The organism is Bradyrhizobium symbiodeficiens, assembly GCF_002266465.3.
Classification (GTDB): domain Bacteria; phylum Pseudomonadota; class Alphaproteobacteria; order Rhizobiales; family Xanthobacteraceae; genus Bradyrhizobium; species Bradyrhizobium symbiodeficiens.
In genome coordinates this window covers 6,890,160-6,915,094 of the sequence record NZ_CP029427.2, presented here as the reverse complement: position 1 = coordinate 6,915,094, position 24,935 = coordinate 6,890,160, and the positions used below count along the sequence as shown (strand labels likewise).

General features: G+C 63.4%; 20 protein-coding genes. 13 read left to right on the top strand and 7 right to left on the bottom strand.

The window, feature by feature from the left end; genetic code table 11:
* Nucleotides 1-198: 198 nt before the first annotated feature.
* From CIT39_RS32615 to CIT39_RS32600, 4 genes are all read right to left on the bottom strand, one after another.
* Nucleotides 199-3,066, bottom strand: coding sequence for a PAS-domain containing protein (locus CIT39_RS32615; protein ID WP_094976237.1), 2,868 nt, complete (start codon nt 3,064-3,066; stop codon nt 199-201).
* A 243-nt stretch (nt 3,067-3,309) separates the two neighbouring features.
* Nucleotides 3,310-4,185, bottom strand: coding sequence for an acyl-CoA acyltransferase (locus tag CIT39_RS32610; protein WP_094976238.1), 876 nt, complete (start codon nt 4,183-4,185; stop codon nt 3,310-3,312).
* A gap of 116 nt (nt 4,186-4,301) precedes the next feature.
* Nucleotides 4,302-5,282 (bottom strand): amino acid--[acyl-carrier-protein] ligase, encoded by a 981-nt coding sequence (locus CIT39_RS32605; protein ID WP_094976239.1) that lies wholly within the window; start codon nt 5,280-5,282, stop codon nt 4,302-4,304.
* A 39-nt stretch (nt 5,283-5,321) separates the two neighbouring features.
* The gene (locus tag CIT39_RS32600; RefSeq protein ID WP_094976240.1) at nt 5,322-6,539 is read right to left on the bottom strand and encodes an acyl-CoA dehydrogenase family protein; all 1,218 of its coding nucleotides are present in this window, start codon (nt 6,537-6,539) and stop codon (nt 5,322-5,324) included.
* Between the two features lie 357 nt (nt 6,540-6,896).
* Between CIT39_RS32600 and CIT39_RS32595 the strand changes: the two genes are divergently transcribed.
* From CIT39_RS32595 to mtnA, 3 genes are all read left to right on the top strand, one after another.
* On the top strand, nt 6,897-7,169 hold the full coding sequence (locus tag CIT39_RS32595; protein ID WP_094976241.1) for a phosphopantetheine-binding protein: 273 nt from the start codon (nt 6,897-6,899) through the stop codon (nt 7,167-7,169).
* Between the two features lie 124 nt (nt 7,170-7,293).
* A complete protein-coding gene (locus CIT39_RS32590; RefSeq protein WP_094976242.1) occupies nt 7,294-8,169 on the top strand; it encodes an S-methyl-5'-thioadenosine phosphorylase in 876 nt (291 codons plus the stop codon).
* 18 nt (nt 8,170-8,187) lie between these two features.
* Nucleotides 8,188-9,294 carry an S-methyl-5-thioribose-1-phosphate isomerase gene (mtnA, locus tag CIT39_RS32585; protein WP_094976243.1) on the top strand — a complete coding sequence of 369 codons (1,107 nt, stop codon included), beginning with the start codon at nt 8,188-8,190 and terminating at the stop codon, nt 9,292-9,294.
* 101 nt (nt 9,295-9,395) lie between these two features.
* Here mtnA and CIT39_RS32580 read toward each other — a convergent pair whose 3' ends face one another.
* Complete coding sequence (locus CIT39_RS32580; RefSeq protein ID WP_162308807.1) at nt 9,396-10,031, bottom strand: HAD-IA family hydrolase; 636 nt, start codon at nt 10,029-10,031, stop codon at nt 9,396-9,398.
* A 100-nt stretch (nt 10,032-10,131) separates the two neighbouring features.
* On the opposite strand from CIT39_RS32580, the gene CIT39_RS32575 reads away from it, so the two are divergent.
* Nucleotides 10,132-10,878: a S1 family peptidase gene (locus tag CIT39_RS32575; RefSeq protein WP_094976244.1), complete on the top strand. Its 747-nt coding sequence runs from the start codon at nt 10,132-10,134 to the stop codon at nt 10,876-10,878.
* Between the two features lie 125 nt (nt 10,879-11,003).
* Nucleotides 11,004-12,506 (top strand): flavin-containing monooxygenase, encoded by a 1,503-nt coding sequence (locus CIT39_RS32570; RefSeq protein ID WP_094977017.1) that lies wholly within the window; start codon nt 11,004-11,006, stop codon nt 12,504-12,506.
* A 93-nt stretch (nt 12,507-12,599) separates the two neighbouring features.
* On the opposite strand, the gene CIT39_RS32565 is transcribed toward CIT39_RS32570, so the two are convergent.
* Complete coding sequence (locus tag CIT39_RS32565) at nt 12,600-13,526, bottom strand: response regulator (RefSeq protein ID WP_162308806.1); 927 nt, start codon at nt 13,524-13,526, stop codon at nt 12,600-12,602.
* Nucleotides 13,510-16,881 (bottom strand): hybrid sensor histidine kinase/response regulator, encoded by a 3,372-nt coding sequence (locus CIT39_RS32560; RefSeq protein ID WP_094976245.1) that lies wholly within the window; start codon nt 16,879-16,881, stop codon nt 13,510-13,512. Before CIT39_RS32560 ends, CIT39_RS32565 begins: the two co-directional genes overlap by 17 nt.
* Before the next feature lie 169 nt (nt 16,882-17,050).
* Here CIT39_RS32560 and urtA point away from each other — a divergent pair, with 169 nt between their 5' ends.
* The 8 genes from urtA (at nt 17,051) to CIT39_RS32520 (ending at nt 24,809) form a co-directional block, all read left to right on the top strand.
* The gene (urtA, locus tag CIT39_RS32555; RefSeq protein WP_094976246.1) at nt 17,051-18,310 is read left to right on the top strand and encodes an urea ABC transporter substrate-binding protein; all 1,260 of its coding nucleotides are present in this window, start codon (nt 17,051-17,053) and stop codon (nt 18,308-18,310) included.
* Nucleotides 18,311-18,442: 132 nt separating this feature from the next.
* Nucleotides 18,443-19,369, top strand: coding sequence for an urea ABC transporter permease subunit UrtB (urtB, locus tag CIT39_RS32550; protein WP_094976247.1), 927 nt, complete (start codon nt 18,443-18,445; stop codon nt 19,367-19,369).
* An 18-nt stretch (nt 19,370-19,387) separates the two neighbouring features.
* Nucleotides 19,388-20,530 (top strand): urea ABC transporter permease subunit UrtC, encoded by a 1,143-nt coding sequence (urtC, locus tag CIT39_RS32545; RefSeq protein WP_094976248.1) that lies wholly within the window; start codon nt 19,388-19,390, stop codon nt 20,528-20,530.
* An 11-nt stretch (nt 20,531-20,541) separates the two neighbouring features.
* Entirely contained in the window at nt 20,542-21,297 is a 756-nt protein-coding gene (gene urtD / locus CIT39_RS32540) for an urea ABC transporter ATP-binding protein UrtD (RefSeq protein WP_027531396.1), read from the top strand.
* Between the two features lie 10 nt (nt 21,298-21,307).
* Entirely contained in the window at nt 21,308-21,997 is a 690-nt protein-coding gene (gene urtE / locus CIT39_RS32535) for an urea ABC transporter ATP-binding subunit UrtE (RefSeq protein ID WP_094976249.1), read from the top strand.
* A 27-nt stretch (nt 21,998-22,024) separates the two neighbouring features.
* Nucleotides 22,025-23,254 carry a formamidase gene (gene fmdA, locus CIT39_RS32530; protein WP_094976250.1) on the top strand — a complete coding sequence of 410 codons (1,230 nt, stop codon included), beginning with the start codon at nt 22,025-22,027 and terminating at the stop codon, nt 23,252-23,254.
* Nucleotides 23,255-23,346: 92 nt separating this feature from the next.
* Entirely contained in the window at nt 23,347-23,724 is a 378-nt protein-coding gene (locus CIT39_RS32525) for an FmdB family zinc ribbon protein (protein ID WP_094976251.1), read from the top strand.
* Between the two features lie 44 nt (nt 23,725-23,768).
* A complete protein-coding gene (locus tag CIT39_RS32520) occupies nt 23,769-24,809 on the top strand; it encodes an aliphatic amidase (RefSeq protein WP_094976252.1) in 1,041 nt (346 codons plus the stop codon).
* Nucleotides 24,810-24,935: the final 126 nt, after the last annotated feature.

Here is a 24,935-nt window from a genome sequence, read left to right as displayed (position 1 = left end):
TCCCTCGCGGCGGCCTCTTCGCGGGCCGCCGTTTCTCGTTCTTGCGAGGCGATTGTTCCTGAAATCGAGCGAGAAGAAAAGCGCATTGCGCGGGCCGAGGGCGCCGGGCGGTGCTGCAATCCCTGCAGGGACGGCACATGCGACAATTCGTCGTTTGGTCGTGTGCCGAGAGGCGGAATTTGAGGGAGCAGAAAGCCGCTACGCCACGCGCCGGACCGTGCTCAGCGTCTCGATGGTGCGGCCAACTTCCGATGCGGGGCATGGCCTGCCGAAATAATAGCCCTGCACGGCGGTGCAGCCGCATTCGCGGACGAAGTCGAGTTGCTCTTCGGTCTCCACACCCTCTGCCGTCGTCTCGACGCCAAGCACGGAGCCGAGGCTTGCGATGGTGCGGACGATGGCAACGCTCTCCGGGCTTTCGCCGAGCGTGCCGACGAAGGAGCGATCGATCTTGATGCGGTCGAACGGAAACTTGCGCAGGTAGCTCAGCGAGGAATAGCCGACGCCGAAGTCGTCGAGGCTGACGCGTACTCCGAGTGCGCGCAGCTGGTGCAGGATCTCGATCGTCGCCTCGCTGTCGTCGAGCAGCGCCGTTTCGGTGACCTCGAGCTCGAGCCGCTGCGGCGGCAGGCCGGCTTCGGCCAGCGCGCTCGTCACCATCGCCACCAGCCCGCGCGAACGGAACTGCACCGGCGACAGGTTCACCGCGACGGTGAGATCGGGCCAGGACACGGCGGTCGCACAGGCGCTGCGCAGCACCCATTCGCCGATCGGAACGATCAGCCCGTTCTCCTCCGCGATTGGAATGAACTCGGCTGGCGAGACGAAGCCGCGCGAGGGATGTTTCCAGCGTAGCAGCGCTTCGAACCCGGTGAGCTCGGACGAATCGAGCCGCACCTGAGGCTGGAACACCAGGTGGAATTCGCCTGCCTCCAGCGCTCCGCGCAGATCGTGCTCCAGCGCGTGCCGGCGGCGCGCCTCTTCCTCCATTTCGGGCTCGAACAGCTGATAGGCGCCGCGCCCCTTGGCCTTGGCCTGGTACAGCGCGAGGTCGGCGCATTTCATCAACTCGTCGGCATCGAGCCCGTGGTCGGGTGCGATTGCGATGCCGACGGAGACGCCGACATGGATCGACTGATTTTCCAGCGGCGGGGGATGACCGATGACCTCGACCACCCTTCTGGCCAGCTGCTCCGCCGATTGCGGCTGCGGTCCGCGCTGGAGCACGGCGAATTCGTCGCCGCCTAGGCGCGCGACGGTGTCGTGCTCGCCGACATTCTCCTTCAGCCGCGCCGCGACCCAGCGCAGCAGCCGGTCGCCGGCGGCGTGGCCGAGGCGGTCGTTGACGGTCTTGAAATTGTCGAGGTCGAAGCACAGCACGGCCATCGCGCCGCCGGCGATCGCGACCTGGTTCAGTCCCTCGCCCATCTTCTCGCGGAACAGCGCGCGGTTGGGCAGGTCCGTCAGCGAATCGTGCTGCGCCATGTGCGCGACGCGCGCCTGGGCCTTGTGGCGCTCGGTGACGTCCTCGTAGGTGACGACCCAGCCGCCATGCTCCATCCGCTTGTGATTGAGCTTGATGATGCGGCCGTCGCTCAAATGTCGGTGCAGCGTATGCTCGCCCTCGCGCAGCCGTTCGACATAGTCGGCATAGAGCCTGGCCCCTGTCATGTTCGGATGGATGCCGAGCTCGCAGCTGTGCTCCATGATCTCGCGCATCGAGACGCCGGGCTTCACGATGTCAGGCGACAGGCCGTACATCTCGATATAGCGGCGATTGCAGACGATGACGTGCAGGCTCGCATCGAGCATGCACAGGCCCTGGCTCATGTTGTTGAGCGCCGCGTCGAAGCGGAGATACTGCTCGCTCAATTCCTCGACCGCGTGCTCGCGCTCGGTGATGTCCTCGTAGGTGGCGACGAAGCCGCCCTCGGCGAGTGCGCAATAGCGCACCGAGATCACGGCGTCGTTGGACATACGCCGGCGCATCGGCGAGCTGTCGCGGTCCGCGATCCGGGCGCGGGCGGCTTCGAGGATTTCCTGAGGGCTAAATTCCGATGCAAACGCCCCGTTCGCCATCGCACGCTCGATCAACTCACCCAGATGCGTGCCCGGCCGCGTCTCCTCCGGCGACAGCCGGTAGAGCTTGCGGTAGGTGGTGTTGCAGACGCGCAGGCGCATCTCGCTATCGTAGAAGGCGAGCCCGTGCGCCATGTTTTCCAGCGCGGCGTCGAGAATGAAGTTCTGCTGCCGCAGCGTTTCCTCGTATTGCAGCCGCTCCGTGACGTCCTCGTGCACGGTGACCCAGCCGCCGTCGGGCAGGAAGCGGGAGACCGTCTGCACCATGCGTCCGTCGTAGCGCATCACCAGCAGGGATTTCGCCCTTCTGGTGCGCACGTCCTCCAACCTGGAGACGTGGAATTCGTCGGTCGGCATGCCCGGCAAATTGCCGCGCGAGACCCAATGGTCGAGCACCGTGCGATGCGAGGCCCCCTGCTTCACGATGCCGGGGTCGAGGTCGTAGAGGCTCAGGAAACGTTCGTTGCAGACGACAACGCGGCTGTCGGCGTCGTACATGATGAGGCCGTGCGACATGTTGGCGAGCGCGTGCTGACTGCGTTCGGTCTGCACGCGCAATTCGGCTTCGAGCCGGGCGAGGCGGGTGACATCGTCGCAGATCGTCATCCAGCCGCCGCCGGGTAGCGGCTTCAGCTCGAGCGCCATGACGAGGCCGGTCGCCAGCCGCTGCTCGGTCCGGAACGGCTGTCCGCCTGCGATCTGCGCGATCCGCGACGAATACAGCGTTTCGAGCTGATCCCGGGGAAAATTGCCGCGCGCCGCACTATGCGCGAGCACCTCGCGGTAGCTCGTGCCCACCCGCACGATGTCGGCCGACATGTCGAACAACGAAAGATAGCGTTGGTTGACCAGCACGATCCGGTTGTCGGCATCGTAGACGCAGACACCCTGTTCCATGTGGTCGAGCGCAAGCTGGCTCAGCGCGACCAGGGCCTCCGGGCCTTGCTCGCGGCGTGCACCAAGCTCGTTGTCGCGGGTCGACATCATGGGGGCGGCGGGTCTCGGCGGGCAATAGACTTAACGCAACCTAATTCAACCACCGAGTGTAGCGAAGAGCCCGGAAAATTCCCTTAAGCACTGTAGTTTACGGAGGGTGACCGGCGATGGAGAGAGGCCGCGCAAATGGCCAGCTGACAAAGCGATAGGCTGTAGCTCGGATGAGCGCAGCGATATCCGGAGCGGACGTTTCGCATGCCGCTGCGTTCATGCGGGCAACAGAGCCGGGGTTGGCTAGGGGCCGTACAACACCAGTTCCGTATCGGTGAGATCACCGAGTTGCGGCCGGTGCGGGCCTTTGAAATATTTGCGCCCGCGCCGCTCGGTATAAATACCGGCCAGGCCGGGAATCGGCCCGTTGGAATCGATCGTCACCGCAATCTTGCCGAGCCGAAGCAGCAGGCGGCCGATTCGCCCTGCGCAGAGGGCGTATTCAGCAGCGCTGCGGCAATAGATCAGCTTCATCGCAGGGGGCGCGAGGAAGCCGCGGCGGATGCGCACCGGTTGCAGGATGAAGGGGAATGTTCCCTTCGGCGTGCGGCAGACGAGGCTGAGGCAATTGTAGCGCGCTTGCCGCGTCAGCAGCTCGGCTTCGGCTTCGGACAGCCCCTCGATCGTCTTGGCGTGAGGCGAGATGACCTCGATCTCGCTCCAGCGCGGGGGCCGCGCCAGGGCAGGCACCGAGAAGAATATGCCGCGGCAATAGGCGCGAAAGCCCTGCGTTTCGATGATCGGCCAGGTCCACGGCGCCGGGCTGATGTTGAAATAAGTCACGTCCTTGTGTCGCTGCGCGATCTTGGTCAGCAACGGGGCATAGTTGCGGTAGGCGGGATCGACATACCAGCTCGACAGATTGCACTGGATGGTTGTCTCTTCGCCGTTCTTCCGCGCCGTGTAGATCAGCAGCAGCACGCCGACTGGCGTGCCGTCACTGTCGAGCATGTAGCCGAAGCGGGGATAGCCCTCCGGGACGGACCGGAAGGCCTGCCGGCGCAGACCCTGGATCCAATAGTTCCGTGAGCGACCGACGAAGCCGCGCGTCAGCAGGTCCGCGACCGCTTCGGCGTCGGACTCGGTGATCTCGCGGCATCGCACCTTGGTGTGAGTCACGCTCGTCTTACCCGTGGAAATGGCAGGCCTCGTTCGATCTATTGTTTCAGCATGGTCTTTTCGGAAAGCCGCTTCGCACTTTCTGCCGACGCGGCCTTCGGGTCCGGATCAAGCTGTTAGCGCCAACCTTCGACATGCGCGTCGGCCGTGACCTGCGGCTGCAGGCCGAGGATGTCCCGCACCTTGGCGGGCCAGGCCGAAAGGTCGGTGCCGTGAGTGTGGAACATGGCGACCGCCAGCCGGTCCATGCCGAAGGCGACGCAGCCGGTGTGGGCCGGTTCGCCACCGGCATCCTGGATTCCCCAGGTCGTGCCGAAATGCTCGCGGTGATAATTGAAGCTCATGCAGGCGGTCGGCTGCTCTTCCGAGCGCAGCGGAATGAGCAGTTCGAACTTGAGCTGCTGCTGCTTCTGGCTCACCGCCTTCATCTGGCCGACGCGACCGAAGAACGGATCGCTGGCATAGTCGACGCGGAAGGTGAGACCGAGGTCGGTCGCGATCGCCTGCGCGCGCACCATCCAGCGCTCACGGAAATCGGCGACGTCGTCGGGGCTGCCGATGCAGACATATTCGCGCATCCGGAACGATTGCAGCCGGTCGAGATGCTTCGACGGCTCGCGGCGGAAGCAATCCGCGGCAACGTCGAAGCGCAGGCCGCCTTTCGGCAAAGGTCCGCGGCTCGCCGCGATCGGATACACCGGATAGCAGGCGGCGGGCGACAGCACGAGGTCGGCAGGAGACAGCGAGGTGGTCCAGTCGCCGCCGGCATCGAAGCGGCTCACCGCGGCGTTGATCTCGCGTTCGGTGCCGTGCAGGCCGCAGACGCAGCCGAGCAGGTTCGGGAAGCTCTTGAGATAGCCGGATTTTTCCAGCTGGGCCCGGCTCATCACCGGCGGGAAGCGCATCACCTCGGTGCCGCTCTCGCGATGGCCAGTGATCAGCGCGGCGAGCTTCTCGACGACGCCTTCATAGAGCGCGGTGCGGGCGTAGACGCCGTCGGCGCCCATGCGGTGAAACAGCTTGTCGGCGAGATGATCGAGCGGATCGATCATCTGCGGCGCGGTCGCGGGCGAGTCGGAGAGAATGGCAATATTCATGGCGCGATGTCCTGCTATCTCGAATTTGTTGTTATTGATTCAGTCGCGAAGGCTTGTCGGCACGCCGCTCATCAGTGTCGATGTCGCGGCATTGGCCAGAATGCGGTCGTTGTTGATCATGATCGGGGACGACAGCACGTCGCGGAGGTGCCGGCCCATGGTGAACTCGCCGTCGTTGCGGTAGCCGGAGAGGCCGGCCGTGCGCATCGCATGCATCACGGTCTCGACCGCGAGCTCGGAGGCCTGCACCTTCAGGAGCGTGATCGAGGATTGGAAGTCGAGCGAGCTCAGCGCGCGCTCGTCATGCTCGGCGCGGGCGAAGGCATCGATATTGGCCGACAGCAGCGCGCGAAGCTTCGCCAGCGACATCTTGGCGGCGGTGAAATGCGCCGCGGCCGGCGGCATCTGGCCGCCGGAGCTGCGGGCCGCCTTGCGGATGAAGGCCTGCGCGCGGGTCACGGCTGCGGCGGCGATGCCGGTCCAGGCCGACGACCAGCACAGATGCGCGAACGGCGTCATGGTCTGGGCGTGGATCTTGTCATAGGATTCCGGGAAGACGCGATCGGCGGGGCAATCCACCTTCAGCTCGAAGCCGGTCGAGCAGGTGCCGCGCATGCCAAGCGTTTCCCAGCCCAGCGTCCGCTTCAGCGAATAATCGTCCTTGGCGAGCGCCAGCAGCACCTGGTCGGAGGCGGCGGCCTCGGTGGCGCGGCGGGCGATGGTGACGAGGCCGTCGGCTTCCGCGCCGTAGGAGATCACGGTGGCGTCGCGCACCAGCGAAACGGTATCGCCGGCGTGGTCGACGGCCGCGGCGCTGGCGCGGATGTTGCCGCCGTTCTGGCCTTCGGTGGTGGAGGAGGCGAGCAGCCACTGGTCGCGGGCGACCCGGCGCATCATGGTTTCCATCCAGGGGATGCCGTGACCGTGCCTGATGACGCAGGCAACCTTGGTCTGGTGCATGGCGTAGATCATCGCGGTCGAGGCGCAGGCGCGTCCGAGCGTGTAGCAGATGTCGGTGACGTCGTAGATGGAGGCACCGAAGCCGCCGAACTCGACCGGGATCATGACGCCGAGCAGCTTCTGCTCGCGGGCGACCTCGAAAGCCTTGTGCGGGAAGCGGGCGTCGCGATCGACCCCGTCTGCGTCGGCTGCGGCCGCTGCGGCGGTCCGGGCGGCGCGCTCGATCAGAGAGGGACCCTGCTCGAGGAAGCTTGTTTCTGCTTCGTCGACAGTGAGGACTGCTTCACGCACGTTCATACTCGTCCGCCTCCGGTTTGCCGTTCGAGATCGCCGGCATCATTCGCGATGCCGCCGGCGATCTTCCGGTCATCTTTGCTTGTGAGATAAGGCTACGGATTTAATTCAAATTCGTCGATGAAATAGAGGGTAAACAAAGCCCAATTCCGGACGAACAGTTAAGGTCCGGTTGTCTGCATCCGCCGTTTTTCCGGCATCGCGTTAGGAATCTGGAAGAGGGTCGAATTCCGGACAATCTGAGTCATCGTTTACTAAGAAACGTGAAGTATTGGTGTCGCCCATTGCGGGACCGGCAGGCCGTACCCATCGTAGGCGGCAAGCCGGTGCGACCTTTGACAGACAGACGGGAATTTGCCGATGCAAGCCTTTGATACCGAACTGCGCAATCGCATCATCAAGCTGGTGAAGGGTATCCTCGAACAGAATTCGCTCACCGCTGACGTCACGCCGTCCGCCAAGCTCGTCGATGTCGGCCTGACCTCGATGGATATGGTCAATCTGATGCTCGGCGTCGAAGCCGAGTTCGACTTCACCATCCCGCAAGCCGAGATCACGCCGGAGAATTTCCAGTCCGTCGAGACGCTGGAGCGGATGGTGGCAACGCAGTTGCAGCTGGCGAATGCGGCATAACTCTCCGCTGTCGTCCCTGCGCGCCCCTCACACCACCGGCATCGCCCCACCACCCCCGTTCCAAAACCGCCGCAAAACTGGCATAGCTTAACCATGTCGCAGGTGGCGAACAGGTGGAGCAGGTATGACGCAGGCGGTATTGGGCATCATCGGCGGCTCGGGCATCTATGACCTGCCAGGCCTTGAGGGTGCGCGCGAAGAGGTGATCGAGAGCCCCTGGGGCGAACCGTCGGCTCCCTTGAGGCGCGGCACCATCGCCGGTTTGCCGATCGTGTTCCTGCCGCGGCACGACAAGGGCCACCGTCTCTCGCCCTCCGACATCAACTATCGCGCCAATATCGACGTGCTAAAGCGCGCCGGCGTCACCGACCTGATCTCGCTGTCGGCCTGCGGTTCCTTCAGGGAGGAACTGCCGCCGGGCACCTTCGTTCTCGTCGATCAATTCGTCGACCGCACCCACAAGCGCGAGAGCTCGTTCTTCGGCCGGGGCTGCGTCGCGCATGTGTCGATGGCGCATCCGGTCTCGCCACGTTTGCGCATTCATCTTGCCGCGGCCGCAGAAGCCGAAAGCATCGCGATCGCGCGTGGCGGCACTTATGTCTGCATGGAGGGGCCGCAATTCTCCACCTATGCGGAAAGCATGACCTACAAGACGCTGGGCTATTCCGTGATCGGCATGACCAACATGCCCGAGGCGAAGCTCGCGCGCGAGGCGGAGCTCTGTTACGCCACCGTGGCCATGGTGACGGATTTCGACTGTTGGCATCCCGATCATGATGCCGTCACCGTACAGGATATCATCCGCGTGTTGACGTCGAACGCCGACAAGGCCAAGGCCCTGGTGGCGCGGTTGGCGAAGGATTTTCCGCGCGAGCATGAGCTTTGCCCGATCGGCTCCGACCGCGCGCTCGACACCGCGCTGATCACGACGCCCGAGGCGCGCGATTCCGAGCTTCTGAAGAAGCTTGACGCGGTGGCCGGGCGCATCCTGCGCGGTTGAGACAAAAGGCAGAATGCCATGAAAGTCGACGGCAAGCATTTCCGCAGCATCTGGCGCGAGCATGACGGCTGGTCAATCGGCGCGATCGACCAGCGCCGGCTGCCGCATGAGTTCGTCGTCGCGAAGCTGACTTCGTGCGAAGACGCAGCCGTCGCAATCCGCGACATGCTGGTGCGTGGCGCGCCGCTGATCGGTGCGACTGCAGCCTACGGCATGGCGCTCGCCATGCGTGAGGACGCCTCCGACGCCGGCCTGAAACGGGCCTACGAGACGCTCGTGGTGGCGCGGCCGACGGCGATCAATCTGAAATGGGCGCTGGACGAGATGCGCATGGCGATCGCGCCGATCGATCCGCTGGAGCGGGCCGAGGCGGCGTATGCGCGTGCGGACGAGATCGTCGAGCAGGATGTCGAGATCAACCGTGGCATCGCCGGCAACGGCCTGAAGCTGATCGAGGCGATCGCATCGAAAAAGCCGGGCGAGACCGTCAACGTGCTGACCCATTGCAACGCCGGCTGGCTCGCCACCGTCGATTGGGGCACCGCAACGGCGCCGATCTATCTTGCGCATGAGCGCGGTATCAAGATCCATGTCTGGGTCGACGAGACGCGCCCGCGCAATCAGGGCGCCTCACTCACCGCGTGGGAACTCGGCCATCACGGCGTGCCGCACACGGTGATTCCCGACAACACCGGCGGGCATCTGATGCAGCACGGCATGGTCGATCTGGCCATCGTCGGCACCGACCGCGTCGCCGCCAACGGCGACGTCTGCAACAAGATCGGCACCTATCTGAAGGCGCTCGCCGCGCACGACAACGGCGTGCCGTTCTATGTCGCGCTGCCGTCGCCGACGATCGATTTCGCCGTCCATGACGGCATCCGCGACATTCCGATCGAGCAGCGCAGCGGCGTCGAGGTCACCGACATGACCGGCCGCACCGCGGATGGAAGGCTGGAGACGGTGCGCATCGTGCCCGAGGGATCGCCGGTCGCGAACTATGCCTTCGACGTGACGCCGGCACGGCTGGTCACCGGCCTCATCACCGAGCGCGGCGTGCTGAAGCCGGATCGTGCCTCGCTGGCGGCGGCGTTTCCGGAGCGGATCGCTGCCGCGGCAAAGTAGGGTCTCGTAGGGTGGGCAAAGGCGCGAAGCGCTGTGCCCACCATCTGCTTGTGGTGGGCACGCTCCGCTTTGCCCACCCTACGGCTGCGGAATAAATTGCGCTAGTTCAGCTTCATCCCCGTCGCCGCCTCTAGCTCGGCAATCGCCTGGGCGCCGCTGGCAACCTTGATCGTGGTCATGCCCATCTCGCGCGCCGGCTTCAGATTGACGCCGAGATCGTCGAGATAGACGCAATTGCCCGGGTCGACCTTCAGCGTCTCGACCATCAGCCGGTAAATGCGCGGATCAGGCTTGCGCAGGCCGATCTTGGCGGATTCGATCACGTGGTCGAACAGCACCATGACTTCGGCGATATAGAGGGAGCGTCCGGTCATGCTGCCGATGGCGTTGGCTGGCAGGTTGTTGGTGATGCATCCGGTCTTGAATTGCGCCTTGATGCGCTTCAGCGCCTCGACCATCTCGGGACGCAGATGGCCCTGCAGCAGCGGCAGCACGTCTCGGCCGCGCACCTCCGCGCCGAGTGCGAGCGATTCCGTGGCGAACAATTCGTCGAAGGCATCGATATCGATCTCGGCTCGCTCGAACCTGGCCCAGGCGTTTTCCAAATGGTTGGCGGCGTTGGTCCGACGTATGATGTCGACGGGCAGCCCGCGCTCGGTCTCGAACCGCGCGAACGCCTCGAACGGCGAACTCGTCAGCACGCCGCCAAAATCAAAGATCACAGCTTCGATCGCCACTATCCTGCCCTCGTCAATTCCTTTCCAAGAGCGCTAGCATGCGGTATCGGCAAGAGCCAGTCCGAAGCAATCTGCCGCCGCCAATCCGAAGCGTGTTCCCATGAAGAAGTTTGCCACGTTCATCACGACTGCTCTGCTGCTCGCCACGCCCGCTCATGCCATCGTCGGCGGCGGCACGCCGCAGACCGACGGCGCCGCGCGCGCCGTCGTAACCATCGTCGGTTCGCGCGGCAATTCCTGCACCGGCACTCTGATCGCGCCGAAGATCGTACTGACCGGCGCTCACTGCGTGCCGCCGGGCGCGGACTACAAGATCGTCGATCGCAGCGGTGCCGAACCTCAATTGCTGAACGTTCGCACCATCGCGATCCATCCGGGCTACAAAGCGCAGGTGCATCGCGCCGGTGCAGACGTGGCGCTGTTGCAGCTGGAAATTCCACTCAAGGGAAAATCGACGGTGCCAGTCGGCACGCCGAACATTCCGATCCGGGTCGGGAGCCGTTTCGTCATTGCCGGTACTGGGGTCACCGTGCGCGGTGATGGCAGGAGCGGCGGGGCCACGCGCGTCGCGGGCCTTGTCGTCACGGGCCAGCCCGGCACGCTTCAGATCCGCCTGGTCGATCCCGTAACCAACGGTGTTCGCGACGGAATTGGAGCTTGTACCGGCGATTCCGGTGGTCCCGTGTTCGAGGACAAGCCGAACGGCGCCGTGCTTGTCGGGGTCATCAGCTGGGCGACGGGACCGAACGCCGGCGATGGCTGCGGCGGATTGACCGGGGTCACGCCACTCACACTCTATCGCGACTGGATCGTGCAGACCGCGCGGAGCTGGGGTGCGGCACTGTGATTTGGACCGCGACTTGATCTATGTCATTTTGAAGGGGAAGCGCGGTGGGTGATCATGCCGGCCGCGGAGGAAACGCGTCGTCCGTCAAGGGCGGCCACAAAAACAAGCAAGGCATAGAAGCAACAATGAATGTCGCTGTTCGCAGTCACGCCACGGCCAAACAGGCTTCTGAACATTTCGACGTGCTGATCGTCGGCGCCGGCATCTCCGGCATCGGCAGCGCCTATCACATCGACAAGCAGCTTCCGGGTACGAGCTACGTGATCCTGGAAACGCAGGCGACGTTCGGCGGCACCTGGAGCACGCATCGCTATCCCGGCATCCGCTCGGACAGTGATCTCCATACCTTCGGCTATAGCTTCAAGCCCTGGGTGGGGCCGCCGATCGCGACCGCCGCAGAAATCCTCGCCTATATGAACGAGGTGATCGACGAGAACGATATCGCGCGGCACATCCGCTACAAGCACAAGATCAATTCCGCCGGCTGGTCGAGCGAGCAGAATCTCTGGACCATCGAGGCCGTGACGACAGACACCGGCGAGGCCAGGACCTTCACAGCGAACTTCCTCTGGATGTGCCAGGGCTATTACCGTCATTCGGAAGGCTACACGCCGGAATGGAAGGGCGCCGATCGCTTCAAGGGCCGCATCGTCCACCCGCAGACCTGGCCTGACGATCTCGATCTCACGAACAAGAAGGTCGTCGTGATCGGCTCGGGCGCCACCGCGGCAACGCTAGTGCCGAACATCGCGGACAAGTGCGCGCATGTCACCATGCTGCAGCGTTCGCCGACCTATTTTAGGCTCGGCCGTAACGCCATCGAGATCGCCGAGGAGTTGCGCCGGCTTCAGGTCGACGAGGCCTGGATCCACGAGATCGTCCGGCGCAAGATATTGTTCGAGCAGGATGCGTTCACCAAACTCTGCCTGTCCAAGCCCGAGCAGGTAAAGAAGGAGCTGATCGGTCAGATCAGCGCGGTGCTCGGTCCGGACTACGACGTCGAGACGCATTTCACGCCGACCTACCGGCCGTGGCGGCAGCGCATCGCCTTCGTGCCGGATGCCGATCTGTTCAAGGGCATCGCCAGCGGCAAGGCCTCCGTGGTCACCGACGAGATCGAGTGCTTCGTCGAGAACGGCATTCAGCTCAAATCCGGCAAGCTGCTGGAAGCCGATGTCGTCGTCACCGCGACCGGCTTCAATCTCGCCGCGCTGGGCGACATCGCCTTCGAGATCGACGGCAAGCCGCTGGCCTTCGGCGACACCGTCACCTATCGCGGCATGATGTTCACGGGCGTTCCGAACATGGTCTGGGTGTTCGGCTATTTCCGCGCCAGCTGGACGCTTCGCGTCGATCTGGTCGCAGATTTCGTCTGCCGGTTGCTCGGCCATATGAAGGCGAAGGGCAAGAAGAAGGTCGAGGTGCGCTTGCGCGCCGAAGACCACAACATGCCGATCCTGCCCTGGATCGATCCGGAAAACTTCAACCCCGGCTACATGATGCGCAACATGGACCTGCTCCCCAAGCGCGGCGACAAGCCGGAATGGCAGCACAGCCAGGATTACTGGACCGAAAAGGACGAGATCCCGAAGACGGATCTGGATGACAAGGCGTTCGTTTACGGGTGAGGCGTTGTAGGTGAGGGGTCGTGTGGCGGGCGGCGCTCGCCACATACTCCGCCGTTTGCAGGATTGGTGGCGTCCCGACTCACTCTTGGCAGCTCACGAATTCCTCCGCGTCGCGTTCGCCGCAATCGCCGCCGCTGCCGTCCGGTTCTCCACGCCGAGCTTGGCGTAGATCTGCTCGAGATGCTTGTCGACCGTGCGCGGGCTGAGGCCCAGGATTTGCGCGATGTCGCGGTTGGTCTTGCCCTTGCTGAGCCAGGCCAGCACCTCGCCTTCGCGGGTGGTGAGGCCGAGCTCGCTGGTGAATTCAGGGGGAAGCGCGGTGCCGGACTCCCTGGAGAGCCGCAGCAGAAACTCGTTCGGCGCGGTTTCGCCCATGTAATAGAGCCGAAGCTGCGGATTGTCCGGCAAGGAAACCGCTTGGGATTTCGAGCTGCCCTTGGCCTTGGCCTGCTCCAGCCATTGCAGCAGCGATGGCGGCAGGACGAAGTCGTCGGCCTGCGCGCCGTGATGATCGGACAGCAGCTTCTGCGCCTGCGGCGTTGCCCACAGCAAATTGCCCTGGCGATCGACCGCGAACAGGAAACGGCCGGAGACGTCGAGCGCGGCGCGCGCGCTCTGCGTCAGGCGGGCATTGCCGAGATGGACGCGGATGCGCGCCAGCATTTCCTCGATCACGATCGGCTTCGTCACGTAATCGACGCCGCCGGCCTCGAGCCCACGAACGATATGCTCGGTATCAGCGAGCCCCGTCATGAAGATCACGGGGACATTGGCAAGGCCCGCATCGCGCTTGAGCCGGCGACAGGTCTCGAAGCCGTCGATGCCGGGCATCATGGCATCGAGCAGAACGATGTCGGGCGTGATCTGGTCGATGATGCGTATCGCCGCCGCGCCGTCGAGTGCCACCATCACCGTCATGCCGGCGCCGTCGAGCGCATCGGTGAGCAGCCGCAGCGTCTCGGGAGAGTCATCGACAACGAGCGCGACGTCGCGCTTCTTCGACTCAATGTTCATGCGCATGCAACGTCTTCAATGTGGCCATGTACTGGTCGAGATCGAAGCGGTCGACGAGCGACCGCATCTGTGCGACGAAATCGGCATGTTCAGGATGCTCGTTGCCGATCTCGTCGAGCTTCAACTGGATGCCCCTGACGTAGCCGATCTGGCCGAGCCCGATCAGGGCCTCGATATGCCGCGCCGGGGGCCTTGATCCGCTTTCGGGGTGCCAGAACGACACCGGAATCTCGTCCGAGCCATATTGCCATTCGATCTTGAGGAGCTGGCGGACCGTCTCCAGCAGCCGCGGGATGTCGATCGGCTTCATCAAATAGCCGTCGTGGAAGGGCTGCGCCAGCGGCGCGCCGTGGGCCTCGATCGCGCTGGCCGACACCATCAGGATGCGGGCCTGGTGATGGCCGTTCGCCCGCAAGGCCTCGGCGACAGCCCAGCCGTCCATGGCAGGCATCGAGATGTCGAGCAGAAACAGATCGGGCCGGCAATGCTGAGCCAGCGCGAGGCAGCCGGGGCCGTCGGGCGCGCTGAGCAGGATGAAGCCGAGCGGCGTCAGCACCTCGCGCAGGAGGTCGCGATGCACGGGATCGTCGTCGGTGATGAGGATGGTCTTGCGCGCGCCGTGATAACCGGAGATCGGCGCCTCCACCGGCGCGATGCGCCGCGGATTGGTGACCTCCGACAGTAGGATCTTGACCTTGAACGTCGAGCCGGTGCCGACGGTGCTTAAGACCTTGATGTCGCCGCCCATCACTCCGGCGAGCAGTCGGCTGATGGTCAGGCCGAGTCCCGTTCCGGTTTGCGGCTGCGAAACGCCGAGCGCACCGCGCTCGAACGGCGCGAAGATGCGTTCGAGATCGTCGCCCTGGATGCCGGGACCGGTGTCGATCACCTCGAACTCCGCGACGGGGCTGCGATAATGCACGACGAACTGCACGCTGCCGGTCTGGGTGAATTTGATGGCGTTCGAGAGCAAATTGATCAGCACCTGGCGCAGCCGCTTCTCATCGGCGTAGACCACGAGCGGCAAATACGCCGGCCGCCTGAACACGAAGTCGATGCCCTTGGCGGCGGCCTGCAGGCGGAACATGCCGACCAGCTGATCGAGGAACTCGCTGAGGCGCACTTCGTCGCGCGACAGATACAGCCGCCCGGCCTCGATCTTGGAGATGTCCAGAATGCCGTCGATCAGGCCGGAGAGGTGATCGGCACTACGGCGGACGACGCGGACCTGGTCGCGCGGCTTGGTGTTCAGCGTCGTGTCCTGCTCCAGGAGCTGGGCATAGCCGCTGATCGCGTTCAGCGGCGAGCGAAGCTCGTGGCTCAGGCCCACCACGTAGCGGCTCTTGGCGAGGTTGGCGGATTCGGCGACCTCCTTGGCGCGCTGCAGCTCGGCGTCCGTGCGCTTGTGCGCGTCGATCTCCTGAATCAGCAGCGCGGTCTGCCTTCGGGTCTCCTCCTCGGCGGCGCGGCGGCTCTGCTGTGCCAGCACGAACAGCCAAGCCACCACGCCGATGATGATGCTGAGCGAGAAGAACACCTTCCAGAGCACGTCGGAGACGAGCGCGTTCTCGCCATGCACGCTTGCCGAGGTCTGCAGATAGATCAGGCCCAGCACCAGCGCGACGAGACCGGCGGAAACCACGAACACGCCGACATAGTGGCCGAGTTGCGAATTGATGCGCGCGTAGATCGGCTGCGGCATCAGCTTGCCCAGCGTCTCCGATATCTGCGCCTGGATCCGCGCATGCGGCTTGCAGAGATCGTGGCATCGGGCATCCAGCGAACAGCACAAGGAGCAAATCGGTCCGGCGTAAGCGGGGCAGGAGGCCATGTCCTCCGGCTCGAACGAGTGCTCGCAGATGCAGCACTGGATCGCCTCGAGGTCCTGCCAGCTCCGCTTCGGCTTGCGCGCGATGTAGTACTTGCCATCCGTGGCCCAGGCAATCAACGGCGCGACGATGAAAGCAACCGCGAGCGCGATGAAGGCTGACAGCGCCTTCGCAGTAGGCCCGAACAGGCCGTAAAAGGCGCTGATCGAGACGATGGTCGCGATCGTCATCGCGCCCACGCCGACCGGATTGACGTCGTAGAGATGCGCGCGCTTGAATTCGATCTGCTGTGGCCGCAAGCCAAGCGGCTTGTTGATGACGAGATCGGCGACCAGCGCCCCGACCCAGGCGATCGCGACGTTGGAATAGAGCGCCAAGGTTTGCTCGAGTGCCTTGTAGACGCCGATCTCCATCAACAGCAGCGCCACGATCACGTTGAAGACCAGCCAGACGACGCGGCCGGGATGGCTGTGGGTCAGGCGCGAGAAGAAGTTCGACCAGGCGATCGAGCCGGCATAGGCGTTGGTGACGTTGATCTTCACCTGGGACAGGATCACGAACGTGCCGGTCAGCGCCAGCGCGAGATCAGGCTGCGACAGCACGTAGCGGAACGCTTCGAGATACATATGCGCCGGCTCGGCAGCCTCTTCGGGCGGCACCCCATGGCTGAGCGCGAAGAAGGCGAGGAACGAGCCCGCCAGCAGTTTCAGGGCGCCAAGCACGATCCATCCGGGGCCCGCGCTCATCATAGCTATCCACCAGGACGCCCTGGACGCGCGGCGGTCGCGCGGAAGGAAGCGCAGGAAGTCGACCTGCTCGCCGATCTGCGCCACCAGCGAAAACACCACCGAGGCCGCAACCCCGAACAGTAGCAGGTCGAAATGCCCGTTGAGATCGCCGTGCTCGCCCGAGAATTTGCGCCACTCCGTAAAGGAGTGCGGGTTGTGCCAGGCGATCGCCGCGAACGGAATGATGTGGAGCACGATCCACAGCGGCTGCGTCCACAATTGGAAGCGGCTGATCAGCGTGATGCCGTAGGCCACCAGCGGGATGATGACGACGGCGCTGATGAGATAGCCGACCGGCCGCGGAATCCCGAAGCACATCTCGAGCGCGGAGGCGAGGATTACGGCTTCGATCGCAAAGAAAATGAATGTGAAGGAGGCGTAGATCAGGGAGGTGACGGTCGAGCCGATGTAGCCGAAGCCGGCGCCGCGCGTGAGCAGGTCGATGTCGATGCCGCATTTCGCGGCATAATAGGCGATCGGCACGCCGCAGCAGAAGATGATGAGGGAGACCACGAGGATGGCGGCAGTCGCGTTGGTGACGCCGTAGTTCAGGGTGATGGTACCGCCGATCGCCTCCATCGCCAGGAACGAAATCGCGCCCAGCGCCGTGTTGGCGACCCGGGCGGCGGACCAGCGCCGCGCGCTCTTGGCGGTGAAGCGCAGCGCATAGTCTTCCAGCGTCTGGTTGGCGACCCATTGGTTATACTGTCGCCTGACGCGGTCTATTCGCTGCCGCCCTGCCACGCTTTACCCCACTTCCGATACGGACCTGGATCCCTCGCAAATTCCGTACCAAAGCCTACGTCGGCATTTTGCGGTGCAGTATACGCGATCTTGCGTATGCTTCCGCCACCCGGATCCGAGCCATCCTCACGGCACCAATCGCGTGTTCTCGAACAAAAGTGGGGTGCTCATGTCAGACGAACCAAACAAGGGCCTTTTGTCGCCGCTCCGGCGCAAACTATTGATGGGAATGGCCGCCGTGCCCGCCATCACGATGCTGCCGCGGGCGTCATTTGCGCAGGCCCCGGCGACTTCGGCGGTCAACACCACCGGCCTTGCGGTCACCGACACCGAGGTGACGGTCGGCATCCTGCACTCGGCGACCGGCACCATGGCCATCTCCGAGACCGGCTCGATCGAGGCCGAAAAGCTCGCCATCGAGCAGATCAACGCCATGGGCGGCGTGCTCGGTCGCAAGATCAAGTTCATCCAGGAAGACGGCGCCAGCGACTGGCCGACTTTCGCGGAGAAGGCCAAGAAGCTGCTTGTCAACGACAAGGTCGCGGCAATCATGGGTTGCTGGACCTCAGCCTCGCGCAAGGCGGTGCTGCCGGTCGTGGAGCAGTATAACGGCATGCTCTATTATCCGACCTTCTACGAAGGTCTCGAGCAGTCCAAGAACGTGATCTACACCGGCCAAGAGGCGACCCAGCAGATTCTCGCCGGCCTGAACTGGATCGCGAAGGAGAAGGGCGCGAAGAGCTTCTTCTTCATCGGCTCCGACTACATCTGGCCGCGCACCTCCAACAAGATCGCGCGCAAGCATGTCGAGAACGTGCTCAAGGGCAAGGTCGTCGGCGAGGAATACTATCCGCTCGGCAACACCCAGTTCAACTCGGTCATCAACAAGATCAAGCTGACCAAGCCCGACGTGATCTTCACCGACGTCGTGGGCGGCTCGAACGTCGCCTTCTACAAGCAGCTCAAGGCCGCCGGCATCGATCTCTCCAAGCAGGCGCTGCTGACGATCTCGGTGACCGAAGACGAAATCGACGGCATCGGCGGCGAGAACATCGCCGGCGCCTATGCCTGCATGAAGTACTTCCAGTCGCTCGACAATCCCAACAACAAGGCCTTCGTGCCGGCGTTCAAGAAGATGTGGGGCGAAAAGACCGTCATCGGAGACGTCACCCAGGCTGCCTATCTCGGCCCGTGGCTGTGGAAATTGACGGTCGAGAAGGCCGGTTCCTTCGACGTCGACAAGATCGCGGCGGCTTCGCCCGGCGTCGAGTTCAAGGGCGCGCCGGAAGGCTATGTGCGCATCCACGAGAATCATCACCTCTGGTCGAAGACCCGGGTGGGACGCGCCAAGCTGGATGGCCAGTTCGAACTGATCTACGAGACCGCCGATCTCGTCGAGCCCGATCCGTTCCCGAAGGGCTACCAGTAAGAAGCGCTCCTCGCCGCGCATTCTTCCAAACACCAAGCCTCTCCCTGGCGTGGACAGCAAATCCACGCCCAAGACCCCCGCGCCGCGAATCTGCTCGCGGCGCGGGGACCTTATCCCCGACGGAGGACATCGATGTTCGGCGACTACTCGCTTGGTGATCTCGGCTCCATCTTCGTCATGCAGGGCTTTGCAGGACTGATCCTGTTCTCGGTCTACGTGCTGATGGCGCTCGGGCTTGCGATCATTTTCGGCCAGATGGGCGTCATCAACATGGCCCATGGCGAATTCATGATCCTCGGCGCCTACGTCACCTGGATGACCTCGAGCTTCTTCCAGTCCTATTTACCGAGCCTGTTCAGCGGCTACTTCTTTCTCGCGATGATCCTGGCCTTCATCGCCTCCGGTGCGTTGGGAATGCTGGTGGAATGGGTGCTGATACGGCACCTCTACAAGCGTCCGCTCGACACGCTGCTGGCGACCTGGGGCCTCAGCCTGATCCTGCAGCAGGCCTATCGCTCCGTGTTCGGCGCGCGTGAAGTCGGCGTCGAATTGCCGCAGTGGATGCTGGGATCGCTGCACGTCACCGACAGTATCGAAGTCCCGATCAACGGCGTCTTCGTGATGTGTCTGACCTTGCTGATCACCATCAGCGTCGCCTATGTCATGTACAAATCGCGCTGGGGTCGCCAGGTGCGCGCCGTTGTGCAGAACCGCATCATGGCCGGTGCTGTCGGCATCAACACCGAAAAGGTCGATCGCTACACTTTCGGTCTCGGCTGCGGCATCGCCGGAATCGCCGGCAGCGCCTTCACGATGATCGGCTCGACAGGCCCGACCTCCGGACAGCTCTACATCGTCGACACGTTCCTCGTGGTCGTTTTCGGCGGCGCGGCGAGCCTGGTCGGCACCATCGCCTCGGCCTTCTCGATCTCGCAGACGCAATCCACCCTCGAGTTCTTCATGTCGGGCTCGATGGCCAAGGTGCTGACGCTGCTCGCCGTTGTCGGAATCCTGATGCTGCGGCCGCAAGGGCTGTTCGCCCTCAAGGTCCGCAAGTGAGAAATAGAGGCTGATGCAATGACCGACAATCGGTTCTTCAATCGATCGGAGCTCATCGGGATTCTCGTGCTCGCGGTCTTCCTGGTGGTGGTGCTGCCGCTCACGCTCGACGTCTTCAGGCTCAATCTGGTCGCGAAATACCTGACCTATGCCTTCGTCGCGCTGGGATTGGTGATCTGCTGGGGCTATGGCGGCATTCTCAGCCTCGGCCAGGGCGTGTTCTTCGGGCTCGGCGGCTACTGCATGGCGATGTTCCTCAAGCTCGAGGCATCGAGCGTCGAGAACACCAAGATCCAGTCGACCCCCGGAATTCCGGACTTCATGGACTGGAATCAGATCACGTCGCTGCCGCTGTTCTGGCAGCCGTTTCACAGTCTCACCTTCACCATCCTCGCCATTATCCTGGTTCCCGGCATCTTCGCGCTGATCATCGGCACCGCGATGTTCAAGCGCCGCGTCGGCGGCACCTATTTCGCGATCATAACCCAGGCGGTTGCGGCCATCCTCACCATCCTGATCGTGGGCCAACAGGGCTATACCGGCGGCATCAACGGCATGACTGATCTGCGGACGCTGAAAGGGTGGGACATCAGGCCCGATCACGCCAAGGTCGTGCTGTACTTCTTCGAGGTCGGATGTCTGCTCGTCTGCATCATGATCGCGCAGTTCGTCCGGCATTCCAAGCTCGGACGCATCCTGGTCGCGATGCGCGAGAAGGAGGATCGCGTCAGGTTCTCCGGCTACAGCGTCGCGAATTTCAAGATCTTCGCCTTCTGCATCGCCGCCGTGTTCGCCGCGATCGGCGGCGCCATGTTCGCACTCAATGTCGGCTTCATGTCGCCGTCCTTCGTCGGCATCGTGCCGTCGATCGAAATGGTGATCTACACCGCGGTCGGCGGACGGTTGTCGATCCTCGGCGCGGTCTACGGCACGCTGCTGGTCAATTTCGCCAAGACCAGCCTGTCGGAGACGTTTCCCGAATTGTGGCTGTTCGGACTTGGCGGATTGTTCATCGCCGTGGTGCTCGCATTTCCGAACGGCCTTGCCGGAATCTGGGGCGACTATGTGCAGCCGCGCATCGACCGCCTGATGCCGTCGCGCAAATCGAAACCCGACGGTTGGACCGATAGCTCGGTCGCCGACGGCGCTCCGGCAGAGTGAGGAGATAGATCATGCTCGTCGGTCACCAGCCCAAGGAATTCCTGCTTGCTGTCGAGGCCCTCACGGTGTCGTTCGACGGGTTCAAGGCGGTCAATGATCTCTCCTTCTACGTCGACGAGAACGAGATCCGCGTCATCATCGGTCCCAACGGTGCCGGCAAGACCACGGTGCTCGACCTGATCTGCGGCAAGACCAAAGCCACGTCGGGTTCGATCCAGTTCCGCGGCAAGGAGCTGACGCGGATGAAGGAGAACGAGATCGTCAAGACCGGCGTCGGCCGCAAGTTCCAGAACCCCTCGATCTACGACGATCTCACGGTGTTCGAGAATCTCGAGATTTCCTATCCGCGCGGACGCTCGGTGTTTGGCGCGCTGACCTTCACCCGCGATGCCGCGGTGCGCGACCGGGTGCACGAGGTCGCCGAAATGATTTTCCTGAAGGATCGGCTGAACATGAGCGCCGATCTGCTCAGCCACGGCCAGAAGCAGTGGCTCGAGATCGGCATGCTGCTGATCCAGGATCCCGACCTTCTGATGCTGGACGAGCCGGTCGCCGGCATGAGCGTGTCCGAGCGCACCAAGACCGCGGAGCTGCTCAATCGCATCATCAAGAACCGCTCGGTGCTGGTGATCGAGCACGACATGAAGTTCGTCGAGGACATCGCGCACAAGGTCACCGTGCTCCACCAGGGCCAGATCCTCTCGGAGGGGACCATGGAGAAGGTGCAGAACGATCCCAAGGTCATCGAAGTCTATCTTGGCCACTAAGGAGCGCGCGATGCTGGCTATTTCTGATCTCCACGTCGCCTACGGCCAGAGCGAGGTGCTGCACGGCCTCAACGTCAAGGTCGCGCCCAACGAGATCGTTGCGATCATGGGCCGCAACGGCATGGGCAAGACCACGCTGATGAAATCGCTCATGGGCATCCTCCCTGCGAAGAGCGGCTCGGTGACCATGGACGGCGCCGAGCTCGGTGGCCTGCCGAGCTATGACCGCGTCGCCAAGGGCCTCGCCTATGTGCCGCAAGGCCGCATGATCTTTTCGACCATGACGGTGAAGGAGAACATCGAGACCGGTCTCGTCGTCTCCGGCGGGACCGAGGTCCCCGCCGATATCTACGAACTATTCCCGGTGCTGCTGGAGATGAAGGGCCGCCGCGGCGGTAATCTTTCCGGCGGACAACAACAGCAGCTCGCCATCGCGCGTGCGCTGGCGACCAAGCCGAAGGTGCTGCTGCTGGATGAGCCCACCGAAGGCATCCAGCCCTCGATCATCAAGGAGATGGCGCGCACGCTGAAGCGCATCCGCGATGAGAAGGGCTTGTCGATCGTCGTGTCCGAGCAGGTCCTGAGCTTCGCGCTCGATATCGCCGACCGCGTGCTGGTCATCGAGAACGGCGCGATCGTGCGCGACGATCCGCGCGACGCCGTCGATGCCGCGCAGGTCTCGAAATATCTGTCCGTCTAACCAACCGTGTAAAAGGGGAGCTTCTCGATGCCAGAGACACTGATCAAGGTCGATCTCACCAAGTCGGCCTACGAAAATGACATGGTGCACAACCGCTGGCACCCCGATATCCCGATCGTGGCGTGGGTCAATCCCGGCGACGATTTCATCATCGAGACCTATGACTGGACCGGCGGCTTCATCAAGAACAATGATTCCGCCGACGATGTGCGCGACATCGACCTCTCGATCGTGCACTTCCTCTCGGGTCCGATCGGCGTCAAGGGCGCCGAACCCGGCGACCTTCTCGTCGTCGATCTGCTCGACGTCGGCCCGATGAAGGAGAGCCTCTGGGGCTTCAACGGCTTCTTCTCCAAGCAGAACGGCGGCGGCTTCCTGACCGACCACTTCCCGCTGGCGCAAAAGTCGATCTGGGACATCAAGGGCCTCTACACCTCGTCGCGCCACATCCCCGGCGTCAACTTCGCCGGCCTGATCCATCCCGGCCTGATCGGCTGTCTGCCTGATCCGAAGATGCTGGAGACCTGGAACAAGCGCGAGGCCGAGCTGATCTCGACCAACCCGACCCGCGTGCCCGGCCTGGCCAACCCGCCCTTCGCGGCGACCGCCCATGGCGGTCGCGCCAAGGGCGACGTGAAGGCCAAGATCGGCGCGGAAGGCGCCCGCACCGTGCCGCCGCGCGAGCATGGCGGCAATTGCGACATCAAGGATCTCTCCCGCGGCTCGAAGATCTACTTCCCGGTCTACGTGCCCGGCGCCGGTCTTTCGATGGGCGATTTGCATTTCAGCCAGGGCGACGGCGAGATCACCTTCTGCGGCGCCATCGAAATGGCCGGCTGGCTGCATCTCAAGGTCGAGGTGATCAAGGACGGCATGGCGAAGTACGGCGTCAAGAATCCGATCTTCAAGCCGTCGCCGATCACGCCGAACTACAAGGACTATCTGATCTTCGAGGGCATCTCGGTCGACGAAGCCGGCAAGCAGCACTATCTCGACGTCACCGTCGCCTATCGCCAGGCCTGCCTCAACGCGATCGAATACCTGAAGAAGTTCGGCTACTCCGGCGCCCAGGCCTATTCGATCCTCGGCACCGCACCGGTCCAGGGCCACATCTCCGGCGTGGTCGACGTGCCCAACGCCTGCGCCACGCTGTGGCTGCCGACGGAGATCTTCGACTTCGACGTCATGCCGTCGGCGGCAGGTCCCATCAAGCACATCAAGGGCGATATCCAGATGCCGATTTCGCCGGACAAATGATCCCTGCACGACGGGATGCGGGGCGGTGTGTACTTGCCGCCCCGCATCCGTCGCGAGGAGTGTTGAACAGGCGACAGCGTGGGGATGATGCGATGCCGGTCTACGAATATCTCTGTGACGATTGCGGTCCGTTCAAGGATCTGCGCCCGATGGCGGAATGCGACGATCCGCAGAGCTGTCCGCACTGCGAGACGATGGCGCCTCGGGTGATCCTGACCGCACCGAATTTCTTCTGCATGCCGTCGGAGACGCGCAAGGCGCATGCCGTCAACGAGCGCAGCTCGCACGCGCCACAGACGCTTGCGCAGTACAAGGCCTCGCACGGTCCCGGCTGCGGCTGCTGCTCGTCGGGCAAGACGGTGAAGGACAGGGGCTCGCCGGACAAGAAGAAGCCGGCGCGGCTGGTGACGAAGACCAGGAGCGGCGCGAAGGGCTTTCCAACGGCGCGTCCCTGGATGATCAGCCACTAACGCAGGCGATGACCTCAAACGAATAAAAGACAGGAGCGCTCAACATGCTTCACGGTGACATTTCCAGCAGCAACGACACGGTCGGCGTCGCCGTCGTCAATTACAAGATGCCGCGCCTGCACACCAAGGCCGAGGTGCTCGACAACGCCCGCAAGATCGCCGACATGGTGGTTGGCATGAAGGTCGGCCTGCCTGGCATGGACCTCGTCATCTTCCCCGAATACTCCACGCAAGGGATCATGTACGATTCCAAGGAGATGTACGAGACGGCATGCGCGGTGCCCGGTGAGGAGACCGCGATCTTCGCCGAGGCCTGCCGGAAGGCGAAGGTGTGGGGCGTGTTCTCGCTGACCGGCGAGCGCCACGAGGAGCATCCGAACAAGGCGCCCTACAACACCCTGATCCTGATGAACGACAAGGGCGAGATCGTTCAAAAATATCGCAAGATTATGCCGTGGGTGCCGATCGAGGGCTGGTATCCCGGCAATTGCACCTACGTCTCCGACGGCCCGAAGGGCATGAAGGTCAGCCTGATCATCTGCGATGACGGCAATTTCCCGGAGATCTGGCGCGATTGCGCCATGAAAGGCGCCGAACTGATCGTGCGTTGCCAGGGCTACATGTATCCGGCCAAGGAGCAGCAGGTCCTGATTTCCAAGGCGATGGCGTGGGCCAACAACGTCTATGTCGCGGTCGCCAATGCCGCCGGCTTCGACGGCGTCTATTCCTACTTCGGCCACTCCGCGATCATCGGCTTCGACGGCCGCACACTCGGCGAGTGCGGCGAGGAGGATTACGGCATCCAGTACGCACAGCTCTCGAAGCATCTGATCCGCGATGCGCGCCGCAACGGCCAGTCGCAAAACCATCTCTACAAGCTGGTCCACCGCGGCTATACCGGCATGATCAATTCCGGCGAGAGCCCGCGCGGCGTTGCGGCCTGTCCCTATGATTTCTACAAGAACTGGATCGCCGATCCCGAAGGCACACGGGACATGGTCGAGGCGATGACCCGCTCGACGCCGGGGACCGACGAGTGCCCGATCGATGGCATCCCGAATGGCTCGTCTCCGAGCAACTACTAAGGCATGATCCGGGAAAGTGCGCAGCGGCTTTCCGAAAAGATCATGCTTGAACACAACCTGAAGCGCGATGGCGATCTATCCTGATCGCATCGCGCTTTAAGGCATTGCCGGCACCAACCCCCGCTT